Origin of the sequence: Microbacterium phycohabitans (assembly GCF_032464935.1) — a bacterium.
In the GTDB taxonomy this organism is placed as follows: domain Bacteria; phylum Actinomycetota; class Actinomycetes; order Actinomycetales; family Microbacteriaceae; genus Microbacterium; species Microbacterium phycohabitans.
In genome coordinates this window covers 362,784-387,038 of the sequence record NZ_JAWDIT010000001.1, presented here as the reverse complement: position 1 = coordinate 387,038, position 24,255 = coordinate 362,784, and the positions used below count along the sequence as shown (strand labels likewise).

Sequence of the window (24,255 nt, the reverse complement as noted above, 5' to 3'; positions counted from 1 at the left end):
AGGACAGCGATGAGCACGGAGACCGAGGCGAGGTTCGCTCGCATCGCCGACGCGCCGTATGCGGTCGTCGATGCGAAAGGCCGACGTACCACCGGTCGGCTGGGCAAGGTGGGGGAGATCCTCGCTCGCCGCGACCTGCTCAACCTGCTCGTCCGCCGCGATCTTCAGGCGCGCTACCGCGACAGCTTCTTGGGATTCCTGTGGACCGTGATCCGGCCCCTGATCCAGTTCTTGATGTACTTCATCGTGCTCGGTCAATTCCTTCGGGCGGCGGAGGGGATCGACAACTTCGCGGTCTATCTGTTCTCGGGACTGACCCTCTACGTCTTCTTCAATGACATGGTCTTCGGTGCGACCGGGTCGATCCTGCAGAACGGTGGCCTGGTCAAGAAGATCTACCTGCCGCGCGAGATCTTCCCGCTCGCGAGCATCGGCGGCGCAGGATTCATGTTCCTCGTGCAGCTGGGCGTCCTGGTCGTAGCGGCGCTGCTGTTCCGCGCGCTCCCCGAGCCGGCGGAGATGCTGTGGTTCTTCCCGTCGGTGATCTTGATCACCGTCTACGGTCTGGCAATCGGGCTCCTGCTGTCGGCCCTGAACGTCTACCTGCGTGACATCCAGTACCTCACCGAGGTCGTGCTGATGCTGGCCATGTGGGGCGCGCCGATCGTCTATTCCTGGCGCATGGTGCAGGACGTGATCACCCGCTTTCAGCTGCCGGAGTGGGTGCTCGAGGTCTACGCGGCCAACCCCCTCACCATCGCCGTCCTCGGCTTCCATCGCGCTTTCTGGGGTGCGGGCACCATTGAGGATTACCCCGCCAATCTCGGGCTGCGCATGCTCATCGCCGGTCTCGTCGGCCTTGTTCTGCTCGTGATCTCGCACCGCGTCTTCACCCGCATGCAGGGCAATTTCGCACAGGAGCTGTGATGCCGAACAACGCCACCGTCGCGCCGGACATCGTGCGCCTGTCCTCCGTCTCGAAGCACTTCCGGGTGCGCAAGGACAACAGCCTGAAGGACCGCGTCGTCCACTTGGGCCGGCTCGGCAAGACCCACCGTCGCGATTTCATCGCGGTCGACGACGTCTCGCTGAGCATCCAGGCCGGAACCACCGTGGGCCTGCTCGGTGCCAACGGATCGGGCAAGAGCACGCTGCTCAAGCTCATCGGCGGCATCCTGTCGCCCTCCTCCGGACTCGTGGAGACGCGGGGACGGATGGCTGCGCTGCTCGAGCTCGGCGCCGGCTTCCACCCCGACCTGAGCGGGCGAGAGAACGTCTACCTCAACGCCTCGATCCTCGGCATGACGCGTGAGGAGATCGACCGCGAGTTCGACAACATCGTCGAGTTCAGTGGAATCGGCGACTTCATCGACACGGCCGTGAAGTTCTACTCCTCCGGTATGTACGTGCGCTTGGCGTTCGCCGTCGCCATCCACACAGACCCCGACGTGCTGCTCGTCGACGAGGTGCTCGCGGTCGGCGACGAGACCTTCCAGCGCAAGTGCATGGACCGCATCGCGGAGTTCCGTGCCCAGGGGCGCACCATCATCCTCGTGACGCACTCCGCGCAACAGGTCGCGGAGCTCTGCGACCGGGGCATCGTCCTGAAGGACGGAGCCGTCGTCTTCGACGGCGAGACCCGCGCCGCCATCGGAGCCCTCCGCGACGTGCTCGAAGGTCGCCGAGTGGGTGAGGCTCCGCCCGAGCAGACGGTGCACCCGATCCAGGTGAAGCGCGTCGAACTCCTCGACGACGACGGTTCCCCCACGAAGGTGGTCAACGAGGGCGATCCCCTGACGATCCGCGTCCACGTGGATTCCATGAAGCCGATCGAGCGATGGGAACTCGGCTTCAGCATCGATACGCCCCTCGGTCACATGGTGCTCGCCTCGAACACCGAGATGCTGGAACACCGTCTGGATCCCATCGAGGGTCCCGTCACCGTCGATCTGCGCGTGGCGTCGGTCAATCTCGGCGCTGGTCAGTACTACGTCAACGCGAACGCCGCCGGCGTGAGCGAGCCGAGCAGCCACGGGCTGGCGCAGGGAGCGCTCTTCACCGTCAAGACGCAAGACGACGTGACCGTGGGCACGGTGGCGGCGAGCGTCGCTTTCGTCGGATCGTCCTCGGTCTGATTCACCCTCCGGGTGGCGCCCCGATGGTGTCACCCCGTCCCGATAAACTGGTCCGCCGTGCACCACACCACTGATCCGTCCACGCAGACGTCCCCCCGCATCGATCCATCCGCTGATGTGACGGGTGCCGTCATCGGTGACGGCACCTCCGTCTGGCACCTGGCCCAGGTACGGGAGGGAGCCGTCGTCGGCACCGGTTGCGTCATCGGGCGCGGCGTGTACATCGGGTCGGGCGTCCAGGTGGGCGACAACTGCAAGATCCAGAACCACGCGTTGGTCTACGAGCCGGCACGGCTGGAGCGGGGCGTCTTCGTCGGCCCCGCGGTCGTGTTCACGAACGACACCCATCCACGCGCGGTGAACCCCGACGGATCGCCCAAATCGGCGACCGATTGGACACCGGTCGGAGTGACCGTTCGCGAGGGAGCATCCATCGGGGCGCACGCGACCTGCGTGGCCCCGGTCGTCGTCGGCCGTTGGGCCACCGTCGCCGCCGGAGCGGTCGTCACGAAAGACGTCCCCGACTTCGCGCTCGTCGCCGGGGTGCCGGCGAAGCGCATCGGCTGGGTCGGCCCTGCCGGCGTGCCGTTGGCGCAGCGCGACGGGGTGTGGACTTGCCCGCGCACCGGCGCACGCTTCGTCGAGCTCGACGGCGCACTCAAGGAGGAAACACGTGCCTGATCTCATCCCCGCAGCAAAACCCCTCATCGGAGACGACGAGCGCGCGGCGGTCGACCGCGTTCTCCGCAGCGGCATGATCGCCCAGGGCCCGGAAGTCGCCGCCTTCGAGCGGGAGTTCGCCGACCACTTCGTCGATGGGCGCGAGACCGTGGCCGTCAATTCGGGAACCTCGGGCCTGCACCTCGGTCTGCTGGCCTGCGGGATCGGGCCCGGCGACGAGGTCATCGTCCCCTCGTTCACTTTCGCGGCAACGGGCAACTCCGTGGCGCTGACGGGCGCGACCCCCGTGTTCGCCGACATCGACCCCGTCACCTTCACCCTCGACGTCGCGAGTGTCGAAGCCGCCATCACCCCGCGTACGCGCGCGATCATGCCGGTCCACCTCTACGGACATCCCGCTGACATGGTCGGGCTCGGTGAACTGGCGGAGCGTCACGGAATCGCGCTCTTCGAAGACGCCGCGCAGGCGCACGGGGCGAAGATCGCCGACCGCCCCGTCGGCACCTTCGGTTCCTTCACGATGTTCTCGCTCTACCCGACGAAGAACATGACCAGCGGCGAAGGCGGAATGGTCACAGCGGGGTCGGCTGAGATCGCCCGCGCGCTGCGCCTGTTGCGCAATCAGGGGATGGAGCGGCAGTACGAGAACGAGATCGTCGGCTTCAACGCGCGCATGACCGATCTGCACGCCGCGATCGGTCGCGTGCAGCTGACCAAGGTCGACGCCTGGACGCAGAAGCGTCGCGAGAACGCGGCGTTCCTCGACACCCATCTCACCGGGGTCGAGATCCCCGTCGTCGCCCCCGGGGTGCACCACGTGTACCACCAGTACACCATCCGCGTGCGGGACGACCGCGACGGCTTCGTCCGTGCGCTCCGCGAGGAGCACCAGGTCGGCAGTGGCGTGTACTACCCGATCCCGAACCACCGCCTTCCTTCGCTGACGCACTTCGCCCCGGGGCTTGACCTTCCGCAGACGGAAAACGCCGCGAGTGAGGTCGTCTCGCTGCCGGTGCATCCTTCGTTGAGCGATGATGATCTCGGACGCATCGTCGCGGCCGTCGCGGCCGTGGCGGGAGCCGGATCGTGAACGCCGTCCTTCGCGCGGGGCTTCTCGGCTTGGGCATGATGGGCCGCCATCACGCACGGCTCCTGCGCGAGATCGACGGCATCGAGCTCGTCGCGGTCGCCGACCCGGCCGGTGACCCCCACGGTGTCGCGGGCGGGCTGACCGTTCTCCCCGACGTCGACGCGCTGGCGTCCGCCGGTCTCGATATCGCCGTCGTCGCGGTTCCCACCCGGTTCCACGCGGCAGCGGCCGCATCGCTGGCTGCGGCCGACGTTCACGTGCTCGTGGAAAAGCCCATCGCCGACAGCTCCGAGGAGGGGCAGGCACTGGCGGATCTCTTCGAGTCGCGCGGCCTCGTCGGTGCCGTCGGTCACGTCGAGCGCTTCAACCCGGCGCTCCAACAGCTTCGCGCGCGTCTCGCCGAGGGCGAGATCGGGGATGTCTTCCAGATCGCGACGCGGCGGCAGAGCACGTTCCCGGCACGCATCGGCGACGTCGGGGTCGCCAAGGACCTGGCGACGCATGACATCGACCTGACCGCGTGGGTCGCCCAGGCGGGGTACGCGGCCGTGTCCGCGCAAACCGCTTTCCAGAGTGGCCGCTCCTTCGAAGATATGATCGCGATCTCTGGACGGCTCACCGACGGCGCCGTCGTCAACCACCTCATCAACTGGCTGAGCCCGATGAAGGAGCGCGTCACGGTCGTCACCGGCGAACGAGGGACATTCATCGCCGATACCGCGACGGCCGACCTGACCCTTCACCGCAACGGCACGGCTGCGCTCGAGTGGGAGTCGGTCTCCACGTTCCGTGGGGTTTCGGAGGGGGATGTCACGCGCTTCGCCTTCCCCAAGCGCGAGCCGCTGCGTGCAGAACTCGAGGCGTTCCGCGACACGGTCAACGGCGCGAGCACCGCTCTGTCGACCATGCGCGAGGCCGTGCACGTGCTGCGTGTCGTCGAGGCGTCGCTCGAGTCGGCCTCCGACGAGGGGCGCCTGGTGCGTCCCACGGAGCCGGTCGCGGCATCCCTCTGATCCGACAGAAGAATGCCCCGGTGCGCTCGGCGCATCGGGGCATTCTCTTCTTGCCGAGAACCTCAGCGCATCGAGAAGGGCGTGTGCTCCGGCGTCGACGGTGTCGCCTGGATGTCGAGCTGCAAGGCGCTGATGAGCAACTGCGTACCCAACATCAAGGGGAGCGCCGCGAGCATGACGGTTGCGGCCGTGGCGATCACCGACCCGAGGATCTGGAAGAACAGCCAGATCGTCACGATGAGACCGAACCCCAGGAACAGGAGCCCGAGGAACAACAGCAGTGCGATCGGCGAGAACGACCACAGCACATACCGGTACCAGATGCGGTGCCAGAATCCCACGGTTAGTCGGTGCATGAGCTCCGGGATGACCTTGCTCAATCTGATGCTGGAGACCTCTTCGCCGTATACGGCGGGGATCGGGACGTCGACGGCCGACACTTGCAGGATGTTGAGGTGGATCAGAAGGTCGTTCTCGAAGCTGTAGCGCTTGGCCACGCGGTCCAGCGGAACCCGTCGCAGTGCCTCAGAACGGATGGCGGTGTAGCCGTTCTGCGGGTCGAAGAGGTTCCAGTAGCCGGATGACAGCTTGGTGATGAACGAGAGCGCGATGTTCCCGAAGACGCGGTAGCCGGGCATTCCGGTGAAGGATTCAGGGGAGTAGAAGCGGTTCGCTTTCGCGAAGCCGTATCCGTCCTCGACAACCCGGTCCAGGAGCGCCGGGAGATAGGCCGGGTCCATCTGCGCATCGCCCGCCATGATGACGTTGACGTCGCTGCCGAGTTCCAGTGCTGTGCGGTGACCGGTGATGATCGCGCCGCCGACCCCCTGGTTGACCTCGTGGCGGATCAGCGTCACGCGCGCGTCGCCCGTCCGTCTGACGGCGCCGCTGGTGTCGTCGGGGCTGCAGTCGTCGACGATGACGATGTGGTCGACGAAATCGGGCATGGTCTCGATGACGCGGGCGATCATCTTCTCTTCTTTGTACGCGGGGACGACCGCGGCCACGATGGCGCCTTTATACATGCGGGGGAGAACCTTTCGGACGGGCGAAGACCCAGTAGCGGTACGCGAAATAGTTGCCCACGGTGGTCACCGCGACGGCGACGATCTTGCCGATGACCCAGGACCAGCCCGCGGAGTCGGCAAGAGCGACGATGCCGGTGGTGAGGGCCGTGTTGGCTGCGACGAGGAGGGCGTAGCGAACGACGCTCGGCGCGATGGAGTCGGTCGCGCGGAACGCGAAGAGGCGCTGCAACGTGTACGTCACGACGAAACTCGCAAGGAACGCGGTGGGCGTCGCAACCGTGAGCGGCACGCCCGCGACGTCGTACAGCAGCCACAGCAGACCGAAGTCGAAGGCGAAGGACAGTCCGCCCATGACCAGATAACGCACGAGGCTTGAGGACCACAGCTTGGAGAGCCCCCCGCCACGTAGCGGTGGAGTCTCCGAAGGCATGAGTTCCATTCTGCCAGCCTCGGTACGTCGGCCGAGACGGAGCGCCGTCGTGTCGGCCCCCTCCGCCCCTGCCGTCCACCGATAACGGCGCGCACGGGCCTGCCGGACGCGTCAGCGGTGCCGTAACGCCGCGTCGAGCAGGGTCCGCGCACGGGCATCGAAGGAGTGCTCGATGCGGATGCGTGCCGAGACGGCATCCAAGTCCGCGGAAGAGGGGAAGACGCGCTCCAGATCGCCGGAGAGCAGCCCGATCAGTTCGGGAACGTTCTCCCAGATACGTACGGCGCCGCCGAAGAGCTCCTCGATCCCCTCGACCTGATCGCTGATGGCGCGACCACCCGCGGCGACGACGTCGAAGAGGCGGTTGCCGATGAACCCCCGCTCCTGCATCGCGGGCCAGTGATCGTTCAGCACCACGCCGGCGCTCTCGTAGAGCGCGGGGAGCTCGTCGTTGCGCACTCCCGTGGCGGCGATGCGCTCGGCGGGGATCCATCCGCGCCAGTCCGGGCCGATCACGGTGACGGGGATGCCCGCTCGGATGGGCTCGACGACGGATGGGCGGAGGATGCCGCGCGCTGTTCCGACGAAGAGGATGTCGGAGCCCCGCGGGCGTCCTGCGGGGTGGAAGCGCGTGGCATCGGTGCACTGCAGCAGAGCGGTGATGGACACGCCGAGTTCGCGGCCGGTCGCCTGAGCCCACGGCGCGGAGGCGGCGAAGACCTCGTGGAATCCCGCCACGTCGCGGGGACCGATCTGGTCGGGATGGCTGATGACCCACAGCAGGGAGATGCCGGTGGGGGAGGCCTCGAGCGGTTCGGGGCCGCGCAGGGCCACGGTCACGTCGTCGAGATGACGTGTGGGGCGGGTGCGGGCGGGGTAGGAGTCGATGACCACCTCTTGCCCGAGACGCCGGAGGGCGTCGGCCAGGGCGCGCGCGAAATGGGTGTCGCCCCACCCCTCCGCGCGGGGACCCACGGGAGCAGCCGTCCGCAGTGCCCATCGCAGGGCGGGCACCCGCTCGCCGTCGGGCAGCTCGATGAGGCGCTGCGGGCGCCGCACACGGGGGAGCGGGCCGTCGTCGTGACGCTCCCAGCCGGCGCGGAGCAGCAGGGCATCGCCGGCGGGCAGCTCAGCGGGCAGGTCTGCCGACGCGGCACGCGAGCGCGTGCGAGTCTCGACGTCCAGAGCGACGATCGCACGGCCGTCCAGGCGGGCAGCGGCGTCGGGACCCTGGAGGGCGACGCTGACGTCCGCGCGGCGGGCGGCGAACGTGCTCCCGGCCAGGGCGGGGACCTCGAGGTCGGTCACGGGAGCGAGGGAATCGAGATCCTCGATGGGGTGGCCGGCGAGGAAGCGTCCGTCGGCGGTCGCTCCCACCGCGGCGATCGTGCCGTCGCCGTCCCTCCACACGGGGGCGAGCAACGTGCCGACGGGACGCTCCTCGACCCGCTCCGCCAGACGCATGGCGTCGGCGGCGGTGAGGGTCTGATTGGGACCGCGTACGACGACGACTTCGGCGCGCGAGGAGGTGAGGAGTTCGTCGAGCGCGAGCGTCGCGTCGTCGTGACGACGGCGACTGACGCGGACGCGGGGGCGTCCTGCCGCCAGCATCGACGCCAGCGTCCAGTCCTCGGCGCGGTCGTCGAGCACGGCGATCGCGACGCCCTGGCCGGGCGCGTCCGAGAAGGCGACCGCCTCGGCGAACGATTCGTCGAAGTCCCACTCCTCGGGGCCGATCGCGAGGATCAATTCGCGACCGAGGGGCTCGTTCCCCGGTGCCGGGCTCACCTCTCCTCCCACGCGAGCGCGACGCGCGGCCTCGACGATCACCCGCGATACGTCGGGCCAGGATGCCGCCGCGGGTTCCGATCGCGGACCGAGGGGGATCGAGTGCGTCCCACGATGGCGCCAGGCGTGGCCGAGGGGGCCGCCGGGAGTGTCCCAGGCGTCCGGGTGGCGCTCGCCGTAGGCCACCGCATCCCAGAGCGGGCTCACCTGGAGCCCGCGCGGATCGGCCACCAGGTAGGCGTAGAGGGCCGGGACGCGCCATGCTTCGGGCAGATGGTCGCCGACCGCCGTGTCGACGAAGAGGGGCGACAGGCGCAGCCCCTCGCGGAAGCCCCCGTTCACGTAGCGGCGGACGGCGGCCGCCTCGCTCAGGGGGCGTCCCACCTGAGCGCGCACGTAATCGAGGTCGACGATGCCCGCGCGACGGATGACGCGCGCCCACCACAGCCGGTCGGCGCGGGCGACGAGCGGGCGTAGGAGACGGAGATCGCGCGCGGCGCGCACGCGCGAGCGGAGGGCGGTCAGCACTCTTCGACTATAGGCAGGGCGTCGAGCCCGTCTCGACGGCATCCGGATGCCGTCAGCGGGACGCGGCAGGACGCTCCGCCCAGTAGCGGTCGCCGCGCATGCGCATGGACTGTCGCAGATCGATGCTGTCGTCGACGGCATCGAGGGGGAGTGCGGTGCGGGGCGCGTCGGCGCCGCGGCGCCAGCCCTCCCATCGACCGCGGAGCGACAGGACATCGCGCCGCAGGACGAGTCGCGCGCCGCTGACCACGATCTCGACGGCGAGGGCCCGCAGCGCCCAGCGCGAGCGCAGCACGCCGTACTTGCGCAGGAGGTATCCGCGCGCGAAGCCCGAGAGGCGGCGTTGGCGAGCCGACTCCCGGCCGGCGCTGGCCCCGCCGAGGTGCGTGCCGAGGGGCCCTTCGATCGCGACGCACGTCCACGTCGCCGCACGCAGGCGGAACGCGAGGTCGAGCTCTTCGCCGTACATGAAGATGTTGGTGTCGAACAGGCCCACCTCGTCCAGGGCGGCTCGGACGTAGACGGCGACGGCTCCGTAGGGCCCGAGGACGGGAGGGTCGACGGGGTCGGCGGCCGGCAGAGCGGCCCCGTGGAACCGCACGAAACCGGCGCCGGTGACGTCGGCGACGATGCCGTAGGAGTCGACGGTGCCGTCGGGGGCGAGGAGCAGGGTCGCTCCGCTGCCGACCCGACGCGATGCCTCGTCGGGCATCGCCGTGAGCACCCGCTCCACGGCATCCGGTTCGAGGACGACGTCGCTGTTCACCAGCATCACCAGACGCGCCGTGCCCGCGGCGAGACCGGCGTTGCAGGCGCGCGCGAAACCGAGGTTGCGTTCGTTGCGGATGAGGGTGACGTCGGGGAATTCCGCTGCGACGCGGTCGGCCGTATCGTCGGGCGAGCGGTCGTCGACCACGATCACCCGAGCGGCGACGCTCTGCTGGGTGGCCGCCTGCAGGCAGGTGCGCACGAAGTCCCACCCCCCGTACACGGGGATGACGATGTCGATGTCGGGTGAGCCGGTCATGCGAGACCTGTCCTTCGTGCGGTCGGTGCGATCACGGGGTGGGTGCTTCGGCGGCGACGAGGTCGACGTGGCGGCGCGTGCGCCCGATCAGGATGAGCGTGGAGATCGCCTCGGTGACGGCCAGTCCCGCCGCGACGCCGACCGGGCCCAGAAGCAGCCCCGCACCGATCATGAGAGGGATGCCGATGACGGTCGCCGTCACGGTGGCGCGCATCACCGCGTGCTGCTCGCCCGCCGGGAACAGGACATGACGCGTCATCGACGTGCGGAGCGAGAACAGGGCGAAGGCGACACCGAGGGCGAGGCAGACCGCGAACGGCGCCGCCGCCGGTTCGCCGAACATGAGGGCGCTGACGGGGGGACCGGCGAAGCCGAGCACGAGCATGCCGAGGACGCCGAAGCCGCCGTGCATCAGCAGCGCCAGACGCAGCCGCGACCGTCGCGCGGGACCCGTGACCTCGACGGACCATGACTGCAGGGCGTTGGCGAGGGTGAGCGGAAGGAACTGGCCGAGCTTGGCCATCTTGTCGGCCGAGGCGAATCCGGAGGCGGCCGTCCCCGCCGACAGCACGTTCACGAGGGGCGTGGGTACCGCGGAGTACGCCCCCAGGGCGGCGTCGTTCAGGGCGACCGGCGCCCCGACCCGGAAGAGTCCCGGGATCTCGCGGGCAGGCGGCCACGCCGACGGGTAGCGGCGGAGCAGGCGCAGCGAGAAGAGCGTCGTCCCGACGACCGTCACGGCGATGCCGGCGAGGGGATAGACCTCGACGGGCGCGCCGTTGACGATGGCGAGCATGGATCCCACGGCGACCACGAGTCGCGGGATCGCGTCGTAAAAGAGGATCGAGCGCGGGTCGCCCACGCCCACCGAGAACCACGTGAACGACAGGGCGATCATGGCGCCCTGCAGTCCCATGAGGGCGGCGAGCAGGCTGTACCCGGGACTGGCGACGAGGGCGCAGACCACGACGAGGGCGGGGAGGGCGACGATCGAGGTCGCCAGCCGCACGACGAGCGCGTCGCGGTACAGGCGACCGCGGCGGACGTCGTCGGCCGCGATCGACACGAGGGCCGGTCCCACCGTCGTCCAGCCGTAGGCCACGGCGATGGCGGCGAACGTGCCGATCGACTCGCCCGCGATCGCGCTGGACCAGCCGTCGGGAGCCGCGCGGGAGACGGCCGGCAGGACCACGAGGGGCGACACCGCCGCGACCGCGGGGATGAGCGTGAAGCCGAACAGGCGCGACCGCAGGGACGCCGGTTCAGCCACGGCTGTTCCTCCGCGCGGCGGTGCGACGCAGCACGACCGAGAGGGCGATGGCCGCAGCCGACCAGCTGAAGCGACCCGCCCACTCCCGCCCGCCCGCGCGCAGCGCCGTACGCGCGCCACCGTCGAGGGACATGACGGCGAGGATCGCCCGGGCGAACACGGCGGGGTCGGTCGCGTCGGCGTAGCGCGCCCACTCGCCGCCGACCTCGCGCAGCACCGCGGTGTCGTGGGCCACGACCGGTACTCCCGCGCCGAGGGCGTCGACGACCGGCAGACCGAACCCCTCGGTGAGGGACGGGCAGGCGTAGACGTCGGCGACCTGGTAGAGCGCGCGCAGCTGGTCGTCGCTCACCCATCCCGGGAGGACGACGTCGGCCGCGAGACCGAGCCGCTCGACCGTCTGGCGCAGTGGATCGTCGGCTCCGCCTCCCCCGATGACCGTGAGGGGCCGCTGATCGGCGGGGATCCGAGCCACGGCGGCGAGAAGACCCGCGAAGTTCTTGTGCGGCATCCGATTGCCCGTCGACAGGAGCACCGGCCTGCCGGGAAGGATGCCGAGCGGGGCGAGCAGGCGCCAGGGATCATCGACCCCGCGGATGTCGGACCCGCCGTTGTGCACGACCGTGATGCGCTCGCGCGGGACGCCGAGATGCTCGTGGATCGCGCTCGCCGCGGTGGCGGAGACGGTGACGACCGCCCGCGCCGTCCGCGCCGTGCGGGTCATGAGCCACGCGGTCACCGCACGCGCGAGGCGTTCGAGGCCCTCCCCGGGCACCTCGTGATAGATGACGTCGTGCACCGAGACCACGCGGGGGACGACACCTTCGCTCAGAGGGCCGAAGTTCGCGGGGCTCCACACCAGGTCGGCATCCATCGCCTTCGCCGTTCGCTCGACCGCGACGATCTCACCCGCCGCCCACGACGCCCGGCCGTCGCCCACCCACTCGACGACGCGCACCTCACCCGGGAAGAACTTCCTCACGCCGGCGGCGCCGGACGCCCCCGTGAGGGCCACGAAGTCGGCGTCCGGCATCTCTTCGGCGAGGCGCGGCAGGAGCTCGCGCACGTACGTCTCGGTGCCGCCGCGACCGCCGGTGTAGCCCAGCAGATCGACGAGGATCCGCACGGCGATCAGCTCTCGATGACGGCTTCGGGGCGCTGCTCGCGCCGGGGCGTCGTGAGCACGCCCGAGAAGAAGCTCATCATCGCGGTCTGGAATCCGAGGATGATCAGCAGCGCGCTCGGAACCGCGATGCGCACCGCTTGAGCGGCGTTCTGCTGGCCGAAGTCGAGATTGCCCCACAGGACGACCTGGACGATGCCGATGACGATGCCGAGCAGGAACAGGCCCACACCGATCAGAAGTCCGCGTTCGGCCGACCACTTCGCCACGATGCGGCGATAGCGCTCACTGGTCGGCAGGAACCCCTCCTGGGTGGCATAGAGCTTGGTCAGCCAGAAGAACAGCAGCGATTGGAATCCGATCACGCACAGGGCGCTCGCGTAGACCATCGTGGTCACATCGAACCCGACGCCGCCGACGTTGATCCCGCCGAAGGCGAGGACCCCCACCGCGATCGCGCCGAGGAAGAACGCCACCAGGCCCGGGTAGACGAACAGCCACCGCGGGGCGAACAGGAGCAGGAAGCGCAGGTGGCGCCACCCGTCGTGCCAGCTGCGCAGGTGCGGCGGACGCGACCGCCCGTCCTTCTTCAGGGTCGTCGGGACCTCTTCGATGCGGTAGCGCTTGAGGGAGGCGCGGACGACCATCTCGGAGGCGAACTCCATGCCCGTGGTCTGCAGGTCGAGCTGACGGATGCGCGCCCGGTTGAAGCCGCGCAGGCCGCAGTGGAAGTCGCGGATGCCGGGACGGAAGAACAATTCGCCGATGAACGACAGGACAGGGTTGCCGAGGTACTTGTGCAGCGGGGGCATGGCGCCCGGGGCGATGCCGCCGCGGAAACGGTTGCCCATGACGAGGTCGGCTCCGGCGCGCAGACGGTCCACGAACGGCTCGAGGTTCTCGAAGTCGTAGCTGTCGTCGGCGTCAGCCATGATGACGTAGGTTCCGCGCGCCTGCTCGATGCCGTTGATGAGGGCCGCGCCGTAGCCTCGGCGCGGGGCGTGCGACACCCGGGCGCCGAGTCCCTCGGCGATCGCCTGGGAGCCGTCGGTGCTGCCGTTGTCGGAGATGAGGACCTCACCGCGGATTCCGCTGCGCTGCAGGAAGCCCTGCGCCTTGCGGATGCAGACCTCGAGGGTCTCGGCCTCGTTGAGGCAGGGCATGAGGATCGTCAGTTCGACGTCCGTGGAAGCGGGAGTGGTCACGGGCTGTCTTCTTTCGTCTTCACCGAGGAGGGAGTCGGCAGCGGCAGTGCCGACAGGATCCCTTCCACGGTGCGGCGGATGGTGCGGGTGCCGACGGCGGCGTCGTACCAGGCGCGCGAAGAGCGGCGCAGGTCGTCGCCGCCGTCGACGGCGACCCGGATGGCCCGGGCGAGGTCGGCGGGCGAGGTGGTCGGGGAGACGACGCCGTTGACGCCGTCGTCGATGAGTTCGGTGGAGGCGTTGCCCTCGTCGGCGACGAGCACGACGGGAACGCCGTGGGCGTTGGCCTCGACGACGACGAGTCCGTAGCCCTCGCGGCGCGAGGGGTTCGCCAGGCAGGCTGCGCCATGGAGCAGGTCGTTCAGTTCGGCATCCGAGACGAAGCCGGGGAAGCGCGTCCAGGCCTCGCCGCCCACGCGGCGGACTTCGGCGCGCACGGCATCCGTACTCGGGCCGGTGCCCAACACGACAAGCCGCAGGTCGGGGATGCTCTCGCGGGCCGCGGCCACGGCGGCGGGCAGGACCTCGACGCGCTTGTCGGGGATGTGGCGACCGACGTAGAGCACGTACGGCGGGGCGGCTGCCGGACCCGGCTGCGGTACCTCGACGGCTCCGTCGATGAGTCCGGGACTGACCAGGGGGGCTGTGCGCAGGCCCTCCCGGCGCAGGCGGGTGGCCGAGAGCTGGGAGTGGCACGTCGCGAGCGGCGTGATCGCGATGGCGGCGCGTTGCAGGATCCACGCGATCGTGCCGGTCACCGCGCCGGAGTACTCGACCCACTGCCGACGATGCCAGACCTCGAGATAGTCGACGACGAGCTTCGTGCCGGAGCCCACGAGCGCGAGTCGGGCGGCGAAGACGTTGAAGATCGGCAGAGCGCTGACGATGACCGCGTCGTAGCGGCGACGACGGCGGACGAGAGCGGCGAACAGCGACGCGGCGTAGCGGAGAGCCGCGGGGATGCGTCGCACCCCGTCATCCGAATAGAGCGAGAGTCGCCCGGTGACGGGGACGATGCGGAACCCGTCCTCGACCGGCACGGGACCGTCCCACTGTGTCGCGGTGAGGTAGTCGACCTCGAGACCCTTCAGACCGAGCTCGACGGCTTGCGCGCGGTACTGCCGCTCGCCCCCTCCGGTGGAATAGGGGAAGAGGCAGTCGTAGGCGACGGCGACGGTGCTCTCGCGCGACACGTCAGCACCCCTCGATCTTGAACAGGCGCGCCGACGGCCCCTCGGAGTCGACCAGCACGAGATGCTCCGACGGTGAGAGGTTGTACAGCCCCTGGCGCTCGAGGCCGACGCCGGGGTTGTTCCAGACGTTCTGCGCGCCGAAGTCGAGCACGTAATCGACGCCCAGGCGGTCGACGACCTCGCACACGCGCGGGTCGGAGTCGATGGCGCTCAGGCGGTTGTCGAGGTACTCCTCGTCGGTCCCGATCGCGCCGAAGACGTGCTTGCGGAGCACCTCGCGGTCGCCGATCGCGTACGCCAGGGACGCCCCGGTCCAGGGGCTGCCGGCGATCACCGCGTCGGCGGGGGTGGTCTCGGGCAGACGCTCCAGCAGCGCCTCCTCGTTGCTCGTGAGCAGCGGTGAGGTGGCATCGAGCGCGTACGCGCCGCGCGCGTCGGCCGCCGTGCGGAGGATGTTCGGGCTGACCCCGACGGAGAACACCGCGAGAACACCGACCCCGGCGACCGCCACACGCAGCACGCGTCCGGCGCGGGCGCGCGCGAGGACGCGAGCGACGGCGTCGGCGATCGTGACCGCACCGAGGACGGCGACCGGGATGCCGGCGGCCGGCAGGAGCGCCGCGAGGCGGTAGGAGTCGTTGTACCAGGGGTTCGTCAGGAACTCGCGGAGCGCATTGCCGCCCGCGGTGCCCGAAGCCACGACGAAGAGCACCGTCGCGACGGCCATCGGCGCCGCGACGACGAGGAGGCGCGGTCGGCGCACGATGGCGAAGACGCCCACCGCGATCATCACCGAGACCGTGAGGGTGATCGTGTAGCCGCCGGGCGAGAGGAGCAGTGCCTCTCCGACCGCGCGGGCCGTGGTCTGCCACGGCGCCCAGATCGACATCTCGGCGTTGGTGCGCATGACCCGCCACAGCACGCCGAGCACGACGAACAGCGCCAGCAGGATCGCCGTGGTCGACATCCACCGACGGCGGGAAGGATGCCGCACCGCACGGCCGACCAGCTCGACGACGGCGATGCCCGCGCCCAGGGCCGCCATCGACAGGAACGCGTTCGGATGGGCCAGGCCCACGCCCGCGGCCGCCACGAGCAACAGCACGGCGGCGCGCACCCGTGCGGCCGACCCGGTCGCTCGCAGGAGGTGCACCACCACGGCGACGCCGCCCGGGAGCACCGCGTAGCCCATGGCGTTCGGGTAGAGGACGCCGAAGAACATCAGCAGCAGCGGGAATGCGCCGAACCCGGTCGACAGGGCTGCGGCGCTGACGACGACGGCCGTGCGCTCGGACAGCAGCACGGTGCTGAGCGCCACCACCGACATCGGCCAGGCGACCGCCGCGAGCGCGATGTTGGCGGCGTTGACGGCGACCGGCACGGACGCGCCCGTCACCTGGGCGGCGAGCGCGGCCACCGTGTGCCAGCCGTTGGGATAGAACCCGATGTCGGAGGTGAGACCGATGTGGAAGGCCGACGCGTCGCCCGTGTCGACGGCGAACGCCACCGTGTTCAGATGGACGATCGCGTCGAAGGTCTGCGAGATGTGCGCGGGACCGCCGAAGACCCAGGCGAGTTGGAGGGCGATGACGACGCCCGCGCCGATCAGCGACAGGCTGCCCCACAGCGCCGTCCGGCCGGAGGTCGGCGCCTCCGTCTCGCGACCGACCCAGCGGCGCAGCCCGAAGGCGGCCGCGGCGGCGACGACAGTGACGATCGCGACGGGGAGGATCGACCACGCCAGTCCCGCGAGAGGCGCGGCGATCGCGGCGACGGCGAGGATCGCGATCGAGACGACCGGTGCCAGGGTCAGGATGCGCAGACGCCGCACGCCCCATCCGGCTGCGAGAACGGCGATTCCGGGGACGACGAGAGCGACGACCGAGATGATCAGCGGCATCACGATCACCCACCAGGAATCGCTCATGCACTCCCATTTCTCGCTGGACGACAGTCAGCCATGCTAACGGACGGTCGCTGACCCGCCCCTGAAGGCCCCGGCGGGGTGCCCCTTTAGACTGAAGGGGCGCGGGATCGCTCTCCGCGTGTCCGCGACACGAAAGACGCACCTCTTCATGGATCTCCTCATCGTCGGCTCCGGCTTCTTCGGTCTGACCATCGCCGAGCGCGCGGCCGCCGCGGGCCGCAAGGTGACGGTCATCGATCGTCGCCACCACATCGGCGGCAACGCCTACTCCGCGAACGAGCCCGAGACGGGCATCGAGGTGCACCAGTACGGCGCGCACCTGTTCCACACCTCGAACCCGACGGTGTGGGAGTACGTCAACCGCTTCACCGACTTCACCTCCTACGTCCACCGCGTCTACACGACGCACAAGGGCGTGGTGTTCCCGCTGCCGATCAACCTCGGCACCATCAACCAGTTCTTCCAGGCCGCGTACACGCCCGACCAGGCGAAGGCGCTCGTGCAGGAGCTCGCCGGCGAATTCGACGCGAAGGATGCCGCGAACCTCGAGGAGAAGGGCATCGCCCTCATCGGGCGCCCGCTGTACGAGGCGTTCATCCGCGACTACACCGCCAAGCAGTGGCAGACCGACCCGAAGGACCTGCCCGCGGAGGTCATCTCGCGCCTTCCCGTTCGCTACACCTACGACAACCGCTACTTCAACGACACGTGGGAGGGTCTCCCGGTCGACGGATACACCGCGTGGCTGGAGCGCATGGCCGATCACCCGAACATCGAGGTGAAATTGTCGACCGACTACTTCGACGAGTCGCAGCCGCTCAACAAGAAGGACACCGTCGGGCAGGTCCCCGTCGTCTACACCGGACCGGTCGATCGCTACTTCGACTACGCCGAGGGCGAGCTGTCGTGGCGCACGCTCGATTTCGAGCAGGAAGTGCTGCCGATCGGCGACTTCCAGGGCACCAGCGTGATGAACTACGCCGACGCCGACGTGCCGTACACGCGCATCCACGAGTTCAAGCACTTCCACCCCGAGCGCGCCGACCGCTACCCGACCGACAAGACGGTCGTCGTGCGCGAGTACTCGCGCTTCGCCACGCGCGCCGACGAGCCGTATTACCCCGTCAACACGGCCGACGACCGCACGGGCCTGCTGGCCTACCGCGAACTCGCCAAGGGCGAGCGCGATGTGCACTTCGGCGGCCGTCTCGGCACGTACCAGTACCTCGACATGCACATGGCGATCGGCTCGGCGCTGTCGATGTGGAACAACCAGCTCGCGTGACCGCTTCGTGCGTCTGACGCTGCGCCCGCAGACCCGCCCGTCGATCGACGGGCGGGCGGACGAGGGGCGATGGGCGTATCGGTCCGACCTCGACGGCCTCCGCGCCGTCGCCATCCTCCTCGTCGTCACGTATCACGTGTGGTTCGGACGCGTCTCGGGCGGGGTCGACGTCTTCCTGATGCTGTCGGCGTTCTTCCTCACGCGCGGCTTCGTGCGGCGGATGGCGGGGCCGACCCCCGTCCGACCGGTCCGCCATCTGGTCGGCATCTTCCGCCGACTGCTCCCGGCCGCGGCGGTGACGCTCACAGGCGTCCTGGCCCTCGCCTGGCTCGCGTACCCGCCCACCGCCTGGCGCGCGATCTGGGATCAGACCTGGGCGTCGCTCGCGTACCTGCAGAACTGGGCGCTCGCGGCGGATGCCGTGGACTACTACGCCCGCACCGAGATCCCGAGTCCTCTGCAGCATTTCTGGTCGATGTCGGTCCAGGGACAGGCATTCGTGCTGTGGGTCGGGCTGCTGGCGCTCTGCCAGCTCATCGTGCGTCGGCGCGGGCTCTCGCCGGATCGGGTCGTGGCCGCGGTTTTCGGCGTCGTCTTCGCGATGTCGTTCCTCCACTCGGTCGTGCGCACCGCGGCGGCGCAGGAGATGGCGTACTTCGACACGGGGGCCCGGCTGTGGGAGTTCGCGGCGGGGTCGCTCCTGGTCGTCGCCCTTCCCCACGTGCGCGTGAACGCCGTCGCCCGGGCGGTTGTCGGATGGGTCGGCCTCGGCGGCCTGCTCGTCCTGGGCGCCGTCCTCGACGTACGCGGCGGCTTCCCGGGGTTCCTCGCGCTGTGGCCGGTCCTGTGCGCCGCGGCGATCGTCGTGTCGGGTTCCGGCGACGACGGGGGACGGGGACCGGCGCGGGTGTTGTCCTCCCGCCCGCTGCAGGCGGTGGGGCGCGACGCCTACGCGCTGTATCTCGTGCATTGGCCGATCCTCGTGACGTTCCAAGTCGTCAACGACCGGGTCGAGGTCGGTCTCGTCGGCGGTGCCGCGATCATCGCTCTGTCGCTCCTGCTCGCGCGCGCCGTGACGTGGGCGGTGGATCGACCGGTGCGAGCGTGGCGGCGCACGGACAGCTCGCCCCTGGTGCCGCTCGCGGTGGTCGCCGTCGCCGTGAGCGTGGTCGCCCTTCCCCTCGGCGCCTGGCAGGTGTCGACGTGGGTGAAGGATCGTGCGATCGAGGCGCAGGCCGTGCGGAACAACCCCGGTGCGGGGGTGCTGCGCGATCCGTCGCTCGCCGAGATCCCGGCCGATGCCGAACTGCTGCCCGTGCCGACGCTCCTCGACGACGAGTGGACCCAGCTGGAGAACCCGTGCGCGGGGCGATGGAGCGTCGACACCGAGACCCTCTTCGGCACGTGCTTCGAGACCGCGCGGACCGCCCGGGCCGGTTTCACGATCGCGGTCATCGGCGACTCGCACGCGCAGCAGATCACCGGGGCGCTGCTCCCCGTGGCGGAGGAGAACGGGTGGGGCGTCGTGAGTCTCATCAAGGGCGGCTGCTCGATGGGACTCACCGAACCCGGCATGGACGAGCGTTGCGACGCGTGGCGCGAGGAGGCGATCGAGCTCGTCGAGCGGGTCGTGCCCGACGCCGTCATGACGGTGGTCACGCGCTCCGACGCGGGGGAGGACGACGAAGTCCTGCGCCCCGGCATCGAGCTGTTCGTGGATCGCATGGGCGATGCCGGCATCCCGGTCCTGGCGGTGCGCGACAACCCGCGGTTCGCGTTCGACATGTACGGCTGCGTCATCGCCGCCGACGATGCGCTCGACTGCGCCACCCCGCGTGCGGCCTCGCTGGCCGACGAGAACCCCGCCCTCGTGCTCGAGCGTCCCGGCGTCGACCTGCTCGACCTCACGCCCTGGATCTGCCCCGACGACCTGTGCGTCGGCGTGATCGGCAACGTGGCCGTGTATCGCGACGACAACCACCTGACCCGCACCTACGCCCGCACCCTCGCCCCCTCCCTGGCCGAGCAGCTTCCATCCAGGCTCGGATGACGGGCCCGCGTAGGATTCCGTGGTGACCTCCGCCGCCGTCGGCGCCCCCGGATCGGTGCGGCGCTCGCTCCACTCCCTGTGGCTGCTGTCGGCGCGCGACCTTCGCGTGCGCTACTCGACCAGTGCCCTGGGCTACCTGTGGTCGGTGCTGGACCCGCTGGTGATGACCGGCATCTACTGGTTCGTCTTCACCCAGGTCTTCCACCGATCGGTGGGGGAGGATCCCTACATCGTCTTCCTCATCACGGCCCTGCTGCCGTGGGTGTGGTTCAACTCCGCGGTCACCGATTTCACGAAAGCGTTCAAGAAGGACGCCCGCCTGGTGCGCTCGACCTCGATCCCCCGGTGGATCTGGGTGAATCGGATCGTGCTGAGCAAGGGCATCGAGTTCTTGTTCTCCCTGCCGGTGCTGGCCCTGTTCGCCGTCTTCGGCGGAGCCCAGGTGTCGTGGGCGTTGCTCGCCTTCCCCCTCGCCGTGCTGCTGCAGACGACCCTGCTGGTCGGACTCGGTCTGATCGTCGCCCCCCTGTGCGTGATGTTCGGCGACCTCGAGCGCACCACGCGCCTCGTCCTGCGCGCGCTGTTCTACGCCTCGCCCATCATCTACGGCGTCGGCAACCTCCCCGGGGTGTTCGCCGACATCGCCGCGTTCAATCCGCTGGCCGGCATCTTCACCCTGTATCGCGTGGGGTTCTTCCCCGACCAGTGGGACACCCTGACCGTCGTCGTGGGCGCGGCGGTGAGTCTCGGCATCCTGGCCATCGGTCTGGTCGTGTTCCCGCGGCTCGAGCGTCCCGTGCTGAAGGAGCTGTGATGACGCGACCCGCCATCGAGGTCGAGGGGCTCGGCGTGCGCTTCCGCCGCAACCGTCGTGGCAGCCGGAGCCTGAAGGATCTGTTCGCAGGCTCCGCGCGTCGTTCGCGTCCCGACGAGTTCTGGGCCCTGCGCGACGTGTCGTTCCGCGTGCAGCCGGGCGAATCCATCGGGGTGGTCGGTCGCAACGGCCAGGGCAAATCGACGCTGCTCAAGCTCGTCGCGGGCGTGCTTCTGCCGGACGAGGGCGGGGTCGAGGTCGACGGCGGCGTGGCCCCGCTCATCGAGATCACGGGCGGCTTCGTCGGCGACCTGACGGTGCGCGAGAACGTCCGCCTCACGGCGGGCCTGCACGGGATGCCGCGCGCCGAGGTCGCGCGCCGGTTCGACGACATGATCGCGTTCGCCGAGATCGGCGACTTCGTCGACACGCCCTACAAGCACCTGTCCAACGGCATGAAGGTGCGCCTGGCGTTCTCGGTCGTGTCGCAGCTGGACGAGCCGATCCTCCTCGTCGACGAGGTGCTCGCGGTCGGCGACCGTGCGTTCCGCGAGAAGTGCTACCGCCGCATCGACGAACTCCTCGCCGCGGGGCGCACGCTCTTCTTCGTCAGTCACAACGAGAAGGACCTGCGTCGCTTCTGCACGCGCGGTCTCTACCTCGACGGGGGCGCCCTGAAGCTGGACGCCCCGATCGCCGACGTCCTCGAGCGCTACAACGCGGACTACGCCACCCGCTGAGCCGTGGCCTCAGGCGGTGGGCTGCACCCGCTCCAGCGGGGGCATCGGCTTCCACGAGGCGTCGCGTGCGATGGCGCGGCCGTCGCGCAGCCCTCGGAAGAGGTGGCTCGTTCCGCGGAGCTTGCGCTCGACGACGACGAGACGGATGAGCTCCTTGACGAAGGTGAGCGCGGTGCCGGCGGTGAAGGGCAGCGGGCGGTAGACCCCGAGCGCACGGTAGTACTTCGCCAGGTACGCGCGGTTGCGCATGATGTAGTACCGATAGGCGTCGCTGGAGGCGTTCATGTGCCGAATGCCCATGTCCCACTGCTTGATCTCGCGCGTGCGGCGCAGCACGAACTCGTTCACGATCACCGACGGCGTCTGCCGGGACGCGAGCCAGCCGTAGAGCTGGTCGTCCCAGTAGATGAAGAAGCGGGGATCGGGCAGGCCGATCTTCGCGACGATGTCGCGGTGGATGAACATGCCCTCGAAGCATCCCGAGTTCATCGGCTTGTAGCCCGAGGAGTCGAAGCCCGCCGGGGCGAAGGGGATGGGGATCGCCATGGACTCGGCGACGCGGTACTGCCAGTAGAACTCGCTGCCGTCGGCGTCGTAGCGACGACCCTGGATGCTGCGGAACCGCGGGGCCCAGTGACCCATGCGCGCCAGGCCGTCGGAGACGACCTCGACGTCGTCGTCCATGAGCCAGATCCACTCGGATCCGAGCTCGTACGCGACGCGCATGCCCTCGCTGAACCCGCCGGAGCCCCCGGTGTTCGTGTCGAGGCGGCGGTAGACCAGCGTCGTGGGCAGGCGGTCGCGGAAGGACTCGACGACGGCGGTGGTGTCGTCGGTGGAGGCGTTGTCGACCACCACGAGGTGGCCGGGCGCCGGGTCCATCTGCTCGATGCTCTCGAGCAGCCGGGTGAGCAGGTGCGTGCGGTTGTAGGTGACGACGACGATGGTCGCCGTCTTCGGGTCGAAGGGTGCCACGGTCAGGAACGCTCCTCGAAGGTCGCGCGCCACTGGGACTCGGAGACGAGATCGGGCAGGGCGCGACGGTAGCGGCGCGAGAGGGAGGGCCACTCGCGCTGCAGGCGACGGTGCAGCCGCCAGCTGTCGACGAGCATGCGGCGGAACATCGCGCGGTCGCGGGTGTAGATGTTCTTGCCCGATCCGTCGGCAGCGCTCACGAGGGCGCTGTCGTACAGCGGGACGCGCCACCAGTTGGCATCCCCCTTACCGAACTCGACTTCGGGCTGCTCGACGTTCTCGGGGCGCGGGGTGTGGAACCAGTGCGAGAGGAGCGTGCGCACGGTGAAGGTGCGCAGGGCGATGCCGGTCGGGCTGTCGAACTGGTGGTTCTTCAAGCGCTTGAACACCTGGCGACCGCGCCGCGAGCGCAGCGGGACGCCGGAGTCCTTGTGGACGACCGTCTCGGGGTGCTTCTTCGCGACGGCGCGAGCCGCGGGCATCGCCGTGGCGAGGTTGGCCCGCATGTGCTCGGGGCCGGAGAGGATGTCGCGCAGCGCGCGGTGGCGCAGCTCGACGGGGTAGTACTGCATCATCATGAGGTGCTTGAGGTCGACGCGTCGACTGTGGCGGATGAGCGTGCCGCCCTGCGGGGAGCGCGAGTGCAGCAGCGCCGAGACGATGCGGTTGCGGGCGTGGAAGTAGGCCTGCCAGTCGATCGAGTCGTCTTTGCCGAGCCATGACACGTGCCAGAGCGCCACGCCCGGGACCGAGACGGTGGGGTAGCCGGCATCCCGTGCCCGGACGCAGAACTCGGCGTCGTCCCATTTGATGAACGCGGGCAGCGACAGGCCGATCTCCCGCAGGATGCTGGTGGGGATGAGGCACATCCACCAGCCGTTGTAGTCGGCGTCGAGGCGCATGTGCAGCAGGGGGGACTGACGCAGGTTGGCGACGCTGAAGTCGTGGGGGAGGCGCTCCTGGAACAGGGCGCGCCACATGAAGGGGGCGTCGTCGACGACCTCGGCCCACGCGTGCAGCTTGGGACGGTCGAGCAGGTCGAACATGTGAGCGCCGACGATGGTGGGCACGGAGGCGTAGCGGCCGAACACGACGGAGCGGCGGATGGATTCGGGCTCGATGCGGACGTCGTCGTCGAGGAGCTGCACGAAGTCGCTGCCCTCTCGAGCGAGGGTCTCGACCATCGCGCGCGCGAAGCCGCCCGAGCCGCCGAGGTTGGGCTGACGCACCACCTGCAGGGTCTCGCCCAGGCGACCGGCGACCGCGGGGAAGCCGTCCTGGTCGGCGACGAGGTCGGTGCCCTGGTCGATGAGGAAGACCCGGTCGATGACGTCGAGAGCGTCGGGGGCGTCGGCGAGGGCGGTGAGCGTCTCGACGCAGTAATCGGGCTTGTTGTACGTGGTGATGCCGATGCTCGCCTTGCCCGCGCGGACCGGTTCCTGCTCGGTGGTCCACTCGGCGCCCAGGAACACGGCGTCGGCGCGGTCGGCGGCCACGTCGAACCAGATCCACCCGCCGTCGCTGTACTGGTCGAGCACGAGGTCGAACGAGGACTCGTTCGTCTCGCCGCGCACCTCGCGGGTGTCGAGACGCTGCCTCGTGCCGCCGCCGTTCGAACGGTAGACGAGGATCGTGGCGTCTCCCTCGGTGCGCACCGTGAGGCGCACCTGGCGGACGGCGGTCCAGTGCTGCCAGTACGACGCCGGGAAGGCGTTGAAGTAGGTGCCGAACGACACGCGACGACCCGCGACGATGCGCGCGCGCGTGCGGTCGAGGATGTTGCTCAGCTGTGCGACGTTGGTGACCCGCACCGGCTCCTCGTCGATCGTCGACCACGTCTCGGGGTCGACGTACAGGGGGAGAAGGTCGGGATCGCGGTCGAGCGGGAGCACGGCGTTCTGCAGGGTGTACGTCACGAAGAGGTCTTTCGTCTCAGGCGAGGGGGCCTCGGCG

20 protein-coding genes are annotated in these 24,255 nt (G+C 69.6%); 9 read left to right on the top strand and 11 right to left on the bottom strand.

The window, feature by feature from the left end; translation table 11 throughout:
* Window positions 1-9: 9 nt before the first annotated feature.
* The 5 genes from RWH44_RS01820 to RWH44_RS01800 are packed head-to-tail and all read left to right on the top strand — an operon-like array spanning window position 10 to window position 4,919.
* Window positions 10-927: an ABC transporter permease gene (locus RWH44_RS01820; RefSeq protein WP_316003249.1), complete on the top strand. Its 918-nt coding sequence runs from the start codon at window positions 10-12 to the stop codon at window positions 925-927.
* The gene (locus RWH44_RS01815; RefSeq protein ID WP_316003248.1) at window positions 927-2,135 is read left to right on the top strand and encodes an ABC transporter ATP-binding protein; all 1,209 of its coding nucleotides are present in this window, start codon (window positions 927-929) and stop codon (window positions 2,133-2,135) included. The genes RWH44_RS01820 and RWH44_RS01815 overlap by 1 nt, the downstream gene beginning before the upstream one ends.
* A 57-nt stretch (window positions 2,136-2,192) precedes the next feature.
* Window positions 2,193-2,816, top strand: coding sequence for an acyltransferase (locus RWH44_RS01810; protein WP_316003247.1), 624 nt, complete (start codon window positions 2,193-2,195; stop codon window positions 2,814-2,816).
* Window positions 2,809-3,906, top strand: coding sequence for a DegT/DnrJ/EryC1/StrS family aminotransferase (locus RWH44_RS01805; RefSeq protein ID WP_316003246.1), 1,098 nt, complete (start codon window positions 2,809-2,811; stop codon window positions 3,904-3,906). The genes RWH44_RS01810 and RWH44_RS01805 overlap by 8 nt, the downstream gene beginning before the upstream one ends.
* A complete protein-coding gene (locus RWH44_RS01800; protein ID WP_437127265.1) occupies window positions 3,900-4,919 on the top strand; it encodes a Gfo/Idh/MocA family oxidoreductase in 1,020 nt (339 codons plus the stop codon). Before RWH44_RS01805 ends, RWH44_RS01800 begins: the two co-directional genes overlap by 7 nt.
* A gap of 62 nt (window positions 4,920-4,981) precedes the next feature.
* Here RWH44_RS01800 and RWH44_RS01795 read toward each other — a convergent pair whose 3' ends face one another.
* The 9 genes from RWH44_RS01795 to RWH44_RS01755 all read right to left on the bottom strand — a co-directional run bounded on the left by RWH44_RS01795 (window position 4,982) and on the right by RWH44_RS01755 (window position 16,438).
* Window positions 4,982-5,944, bottom strand: coding sequence for a glycosyltransferase family 2 protein (locus tag RWH44_RS01795; protein ID WP_316003244.1), 963 nt, complete (start codon window positions 5,942-5,944; stop codon window positions 4,982-4,984).
* Window positions 5,937-6,377: a GtrA family protein gene (locus RWH44_RS01790; RefSeq protein ID WP_316003243.1), complete on the bottom strand. Its 441-nt coding sequence runs from the start codon at window positions 6,375-6,377 to the stop codon at window positions 5,937-5,939. Before RWH44_RS01790 ends, RWH44_RS01795 begins: the two co-directional genes overlap by 8 nt.
* A 111-nt stretch (window positions 6,378-6,488) precedes the next feature.
* Window positions 6,489-8,693 carry a glycosyltransferase family protein gene (locus RWH44_RS01785; RefSeq protein WP_316003242.1) on the bottom strand — a complete coding sequence of 735 codons (2,205 nt, stop codon included), beginning with the start codon at window positions 8,691-8,693 and terminating at the stop codon, window positions 6,489-6,491.
* Between the two features lie 52 nt (window positions 8,694-8,745).
* On the bottom strand, window positions 8,746-9,720 hold the full coding sequence (locus tag RWH44_RS01780; RefSeq protein ID WP_316003241.1) for a glycosyltransferase family 2 protein: 975 nt from the start codon (window positions 9,718-9,720) through the stop codon (window positions 8,746-8,748).
* Between the two features lie 31 nt (window positions 9,721-9,751).
* Entirely contained in the window at window positions 9,752-10,990 is a 1,239-nt protein-coding gene (locus RWH44_RS01775) for a polysaccharide biosynthesis protein (RefSeq protein WP_316003240.1), read from the bottom strand.
* The gene (locus RWH44_RS01770) at window positions 10,983-12,116 is read right to left on the bottom strand and encodes a glycosyltransferase family 4 protein (RefSeq protein WP_316003239.1); all 1,134 of its coding nucleotides are present in this window, start codon (window positions 12,114-12,116) and stop codon (window positions 10,983-10,985) included. Before RWH44_RS01770 ends, RWH44_RS01775 begins: the two co-directional genes overlap by 8 nt.
* Window positions 12,117-12,121: 5 nt before the next feature.
* Complete coding sequence (locus RWH44_RS01765) at window positions 12,122-13,318, bottom strand: glycosyltransferase family 2 protein (RefSeq protein WP_316003238.1); 1,197 nt, start codon at window positions 13,316-13,318, stop codon at window positions 12,122-12,124.
* Window positions 13,315-14,511 carry a glycosyltransferase family 4 protein gene (locus tag RWH44_RS01760; RefSeq protein WP_316003237.1) on the bottom strand — a complete coding sequence of 399 codons (1,197 nt, stop codon included), beginning with the start codon at window positions 14,509-14,511 and terminating at the stop codon, window positions 13,315-13,317. Before RWH44_RS01760 ends, RWH44_RS01765 begins: the two co-directional genes overlap by 4 nt.
* Before the next feature lies 1 nt (window position 14,512).
* Entirely contained in the window at window positions 14,513-16,438 is a 1,926-nt protein-coding gene (locus RWH44_RS01755; protein WP_316003236.1) for a DUF6541 family protein, read from the bottom strand.
* Window positions 16,439-16,586: 148 nt separating this feature from the next.
* On the opposite strand from RWH44_RS01755, the gene glf reads away from it, so the two are divergent.
* The 4 genes from glf to RWH44_RS01735 are packed head-to-tail and all read left to right on the top strand — an operon-like array spanning window position 16,587 to window position 21,327.
* Window positions 16,587-17,723: a UDP-galactopyranose mutase gene (gene glf / locus RWH44_RS01750; RefSeq protein WP_316003619.1), complete on the top strand. Its 1,137-nt coding sequence runs from the start codon at window positions 16,587-16,589 to the stop codon at window positions 17,721-17,723.
* Window positions 17,724-17,730: 7 nt separating this feature from the next.
* A complete protein-coding gene (locus RWH44_RS01745; protein ID WP_316003235.1) occupies window positions 17,731-19,773 on the top strand; it encodes an acyltransferase family protein in 2,043 nt (680 codons plus the stop codon).
* A 22-nt stretch (window positions 19,774-19,795) separates the two neighbouring features.
* A complete protein-coding gene (locus tag RWH44_RS01740; RefSeq protein ID WP_298874514.1) occupies window positions 19,796-20,587 on the top strand; it encodes an ABC transporter permease in 792 nt (263 codons plus the stop codon).
* A complete protein-coding gene (locus RWH44_RS01735) occupies window positions 20,587-21,327 on the top strand; it encodes an ABC transporter ATP-binding protein (protein ID WP_316003234.1) in 741 nt (246 codons plus the stop codon). The genes RWH44_RS01740 and RWH44_RS01735 overlap by 1 nt, the downstream gene beginning before the upstream one ends.
* A gap of 9 nt (window positions 21,328-21,336) precedes the next feature.
* On the opposite strand, the gene RWH44_RS01730 is transcribed toward RWH44_RS01735, so the two are convergent.
* Together RWH44_RS01730 and RWH44_RS01725 are read right to left on the bottom strand one after the other, a co-directional pair.
* Window positions 21,337-22,308, bottom strand: coding sequence for a glycosyltransferase family 2 protein (locus RWH44_RS01730; protein ID WP_316003618.1), 972 nt, complete (start codon window positions 22,306-22,308; stop codon window positions 21,337-21,339).
* Window positions 22,305-24,218 (bottom strand): glycosyltransferase, encoded by a 1,914-nt coding sequence (locus tag RWH44_RS01725; RefSeq protein WP_316003233.1) that lies wholly within the window; start codon window positions 24,216-24,218, stop codon window positions 22,305-22,307. Before RWH44_RS01725 ends, RWH44_RS01730 begins: the two co-directional genes overlap by 4 nt.
* Between the last annotated feature and the right edge of the window lie 37 nt (window positions 24,219-24,255).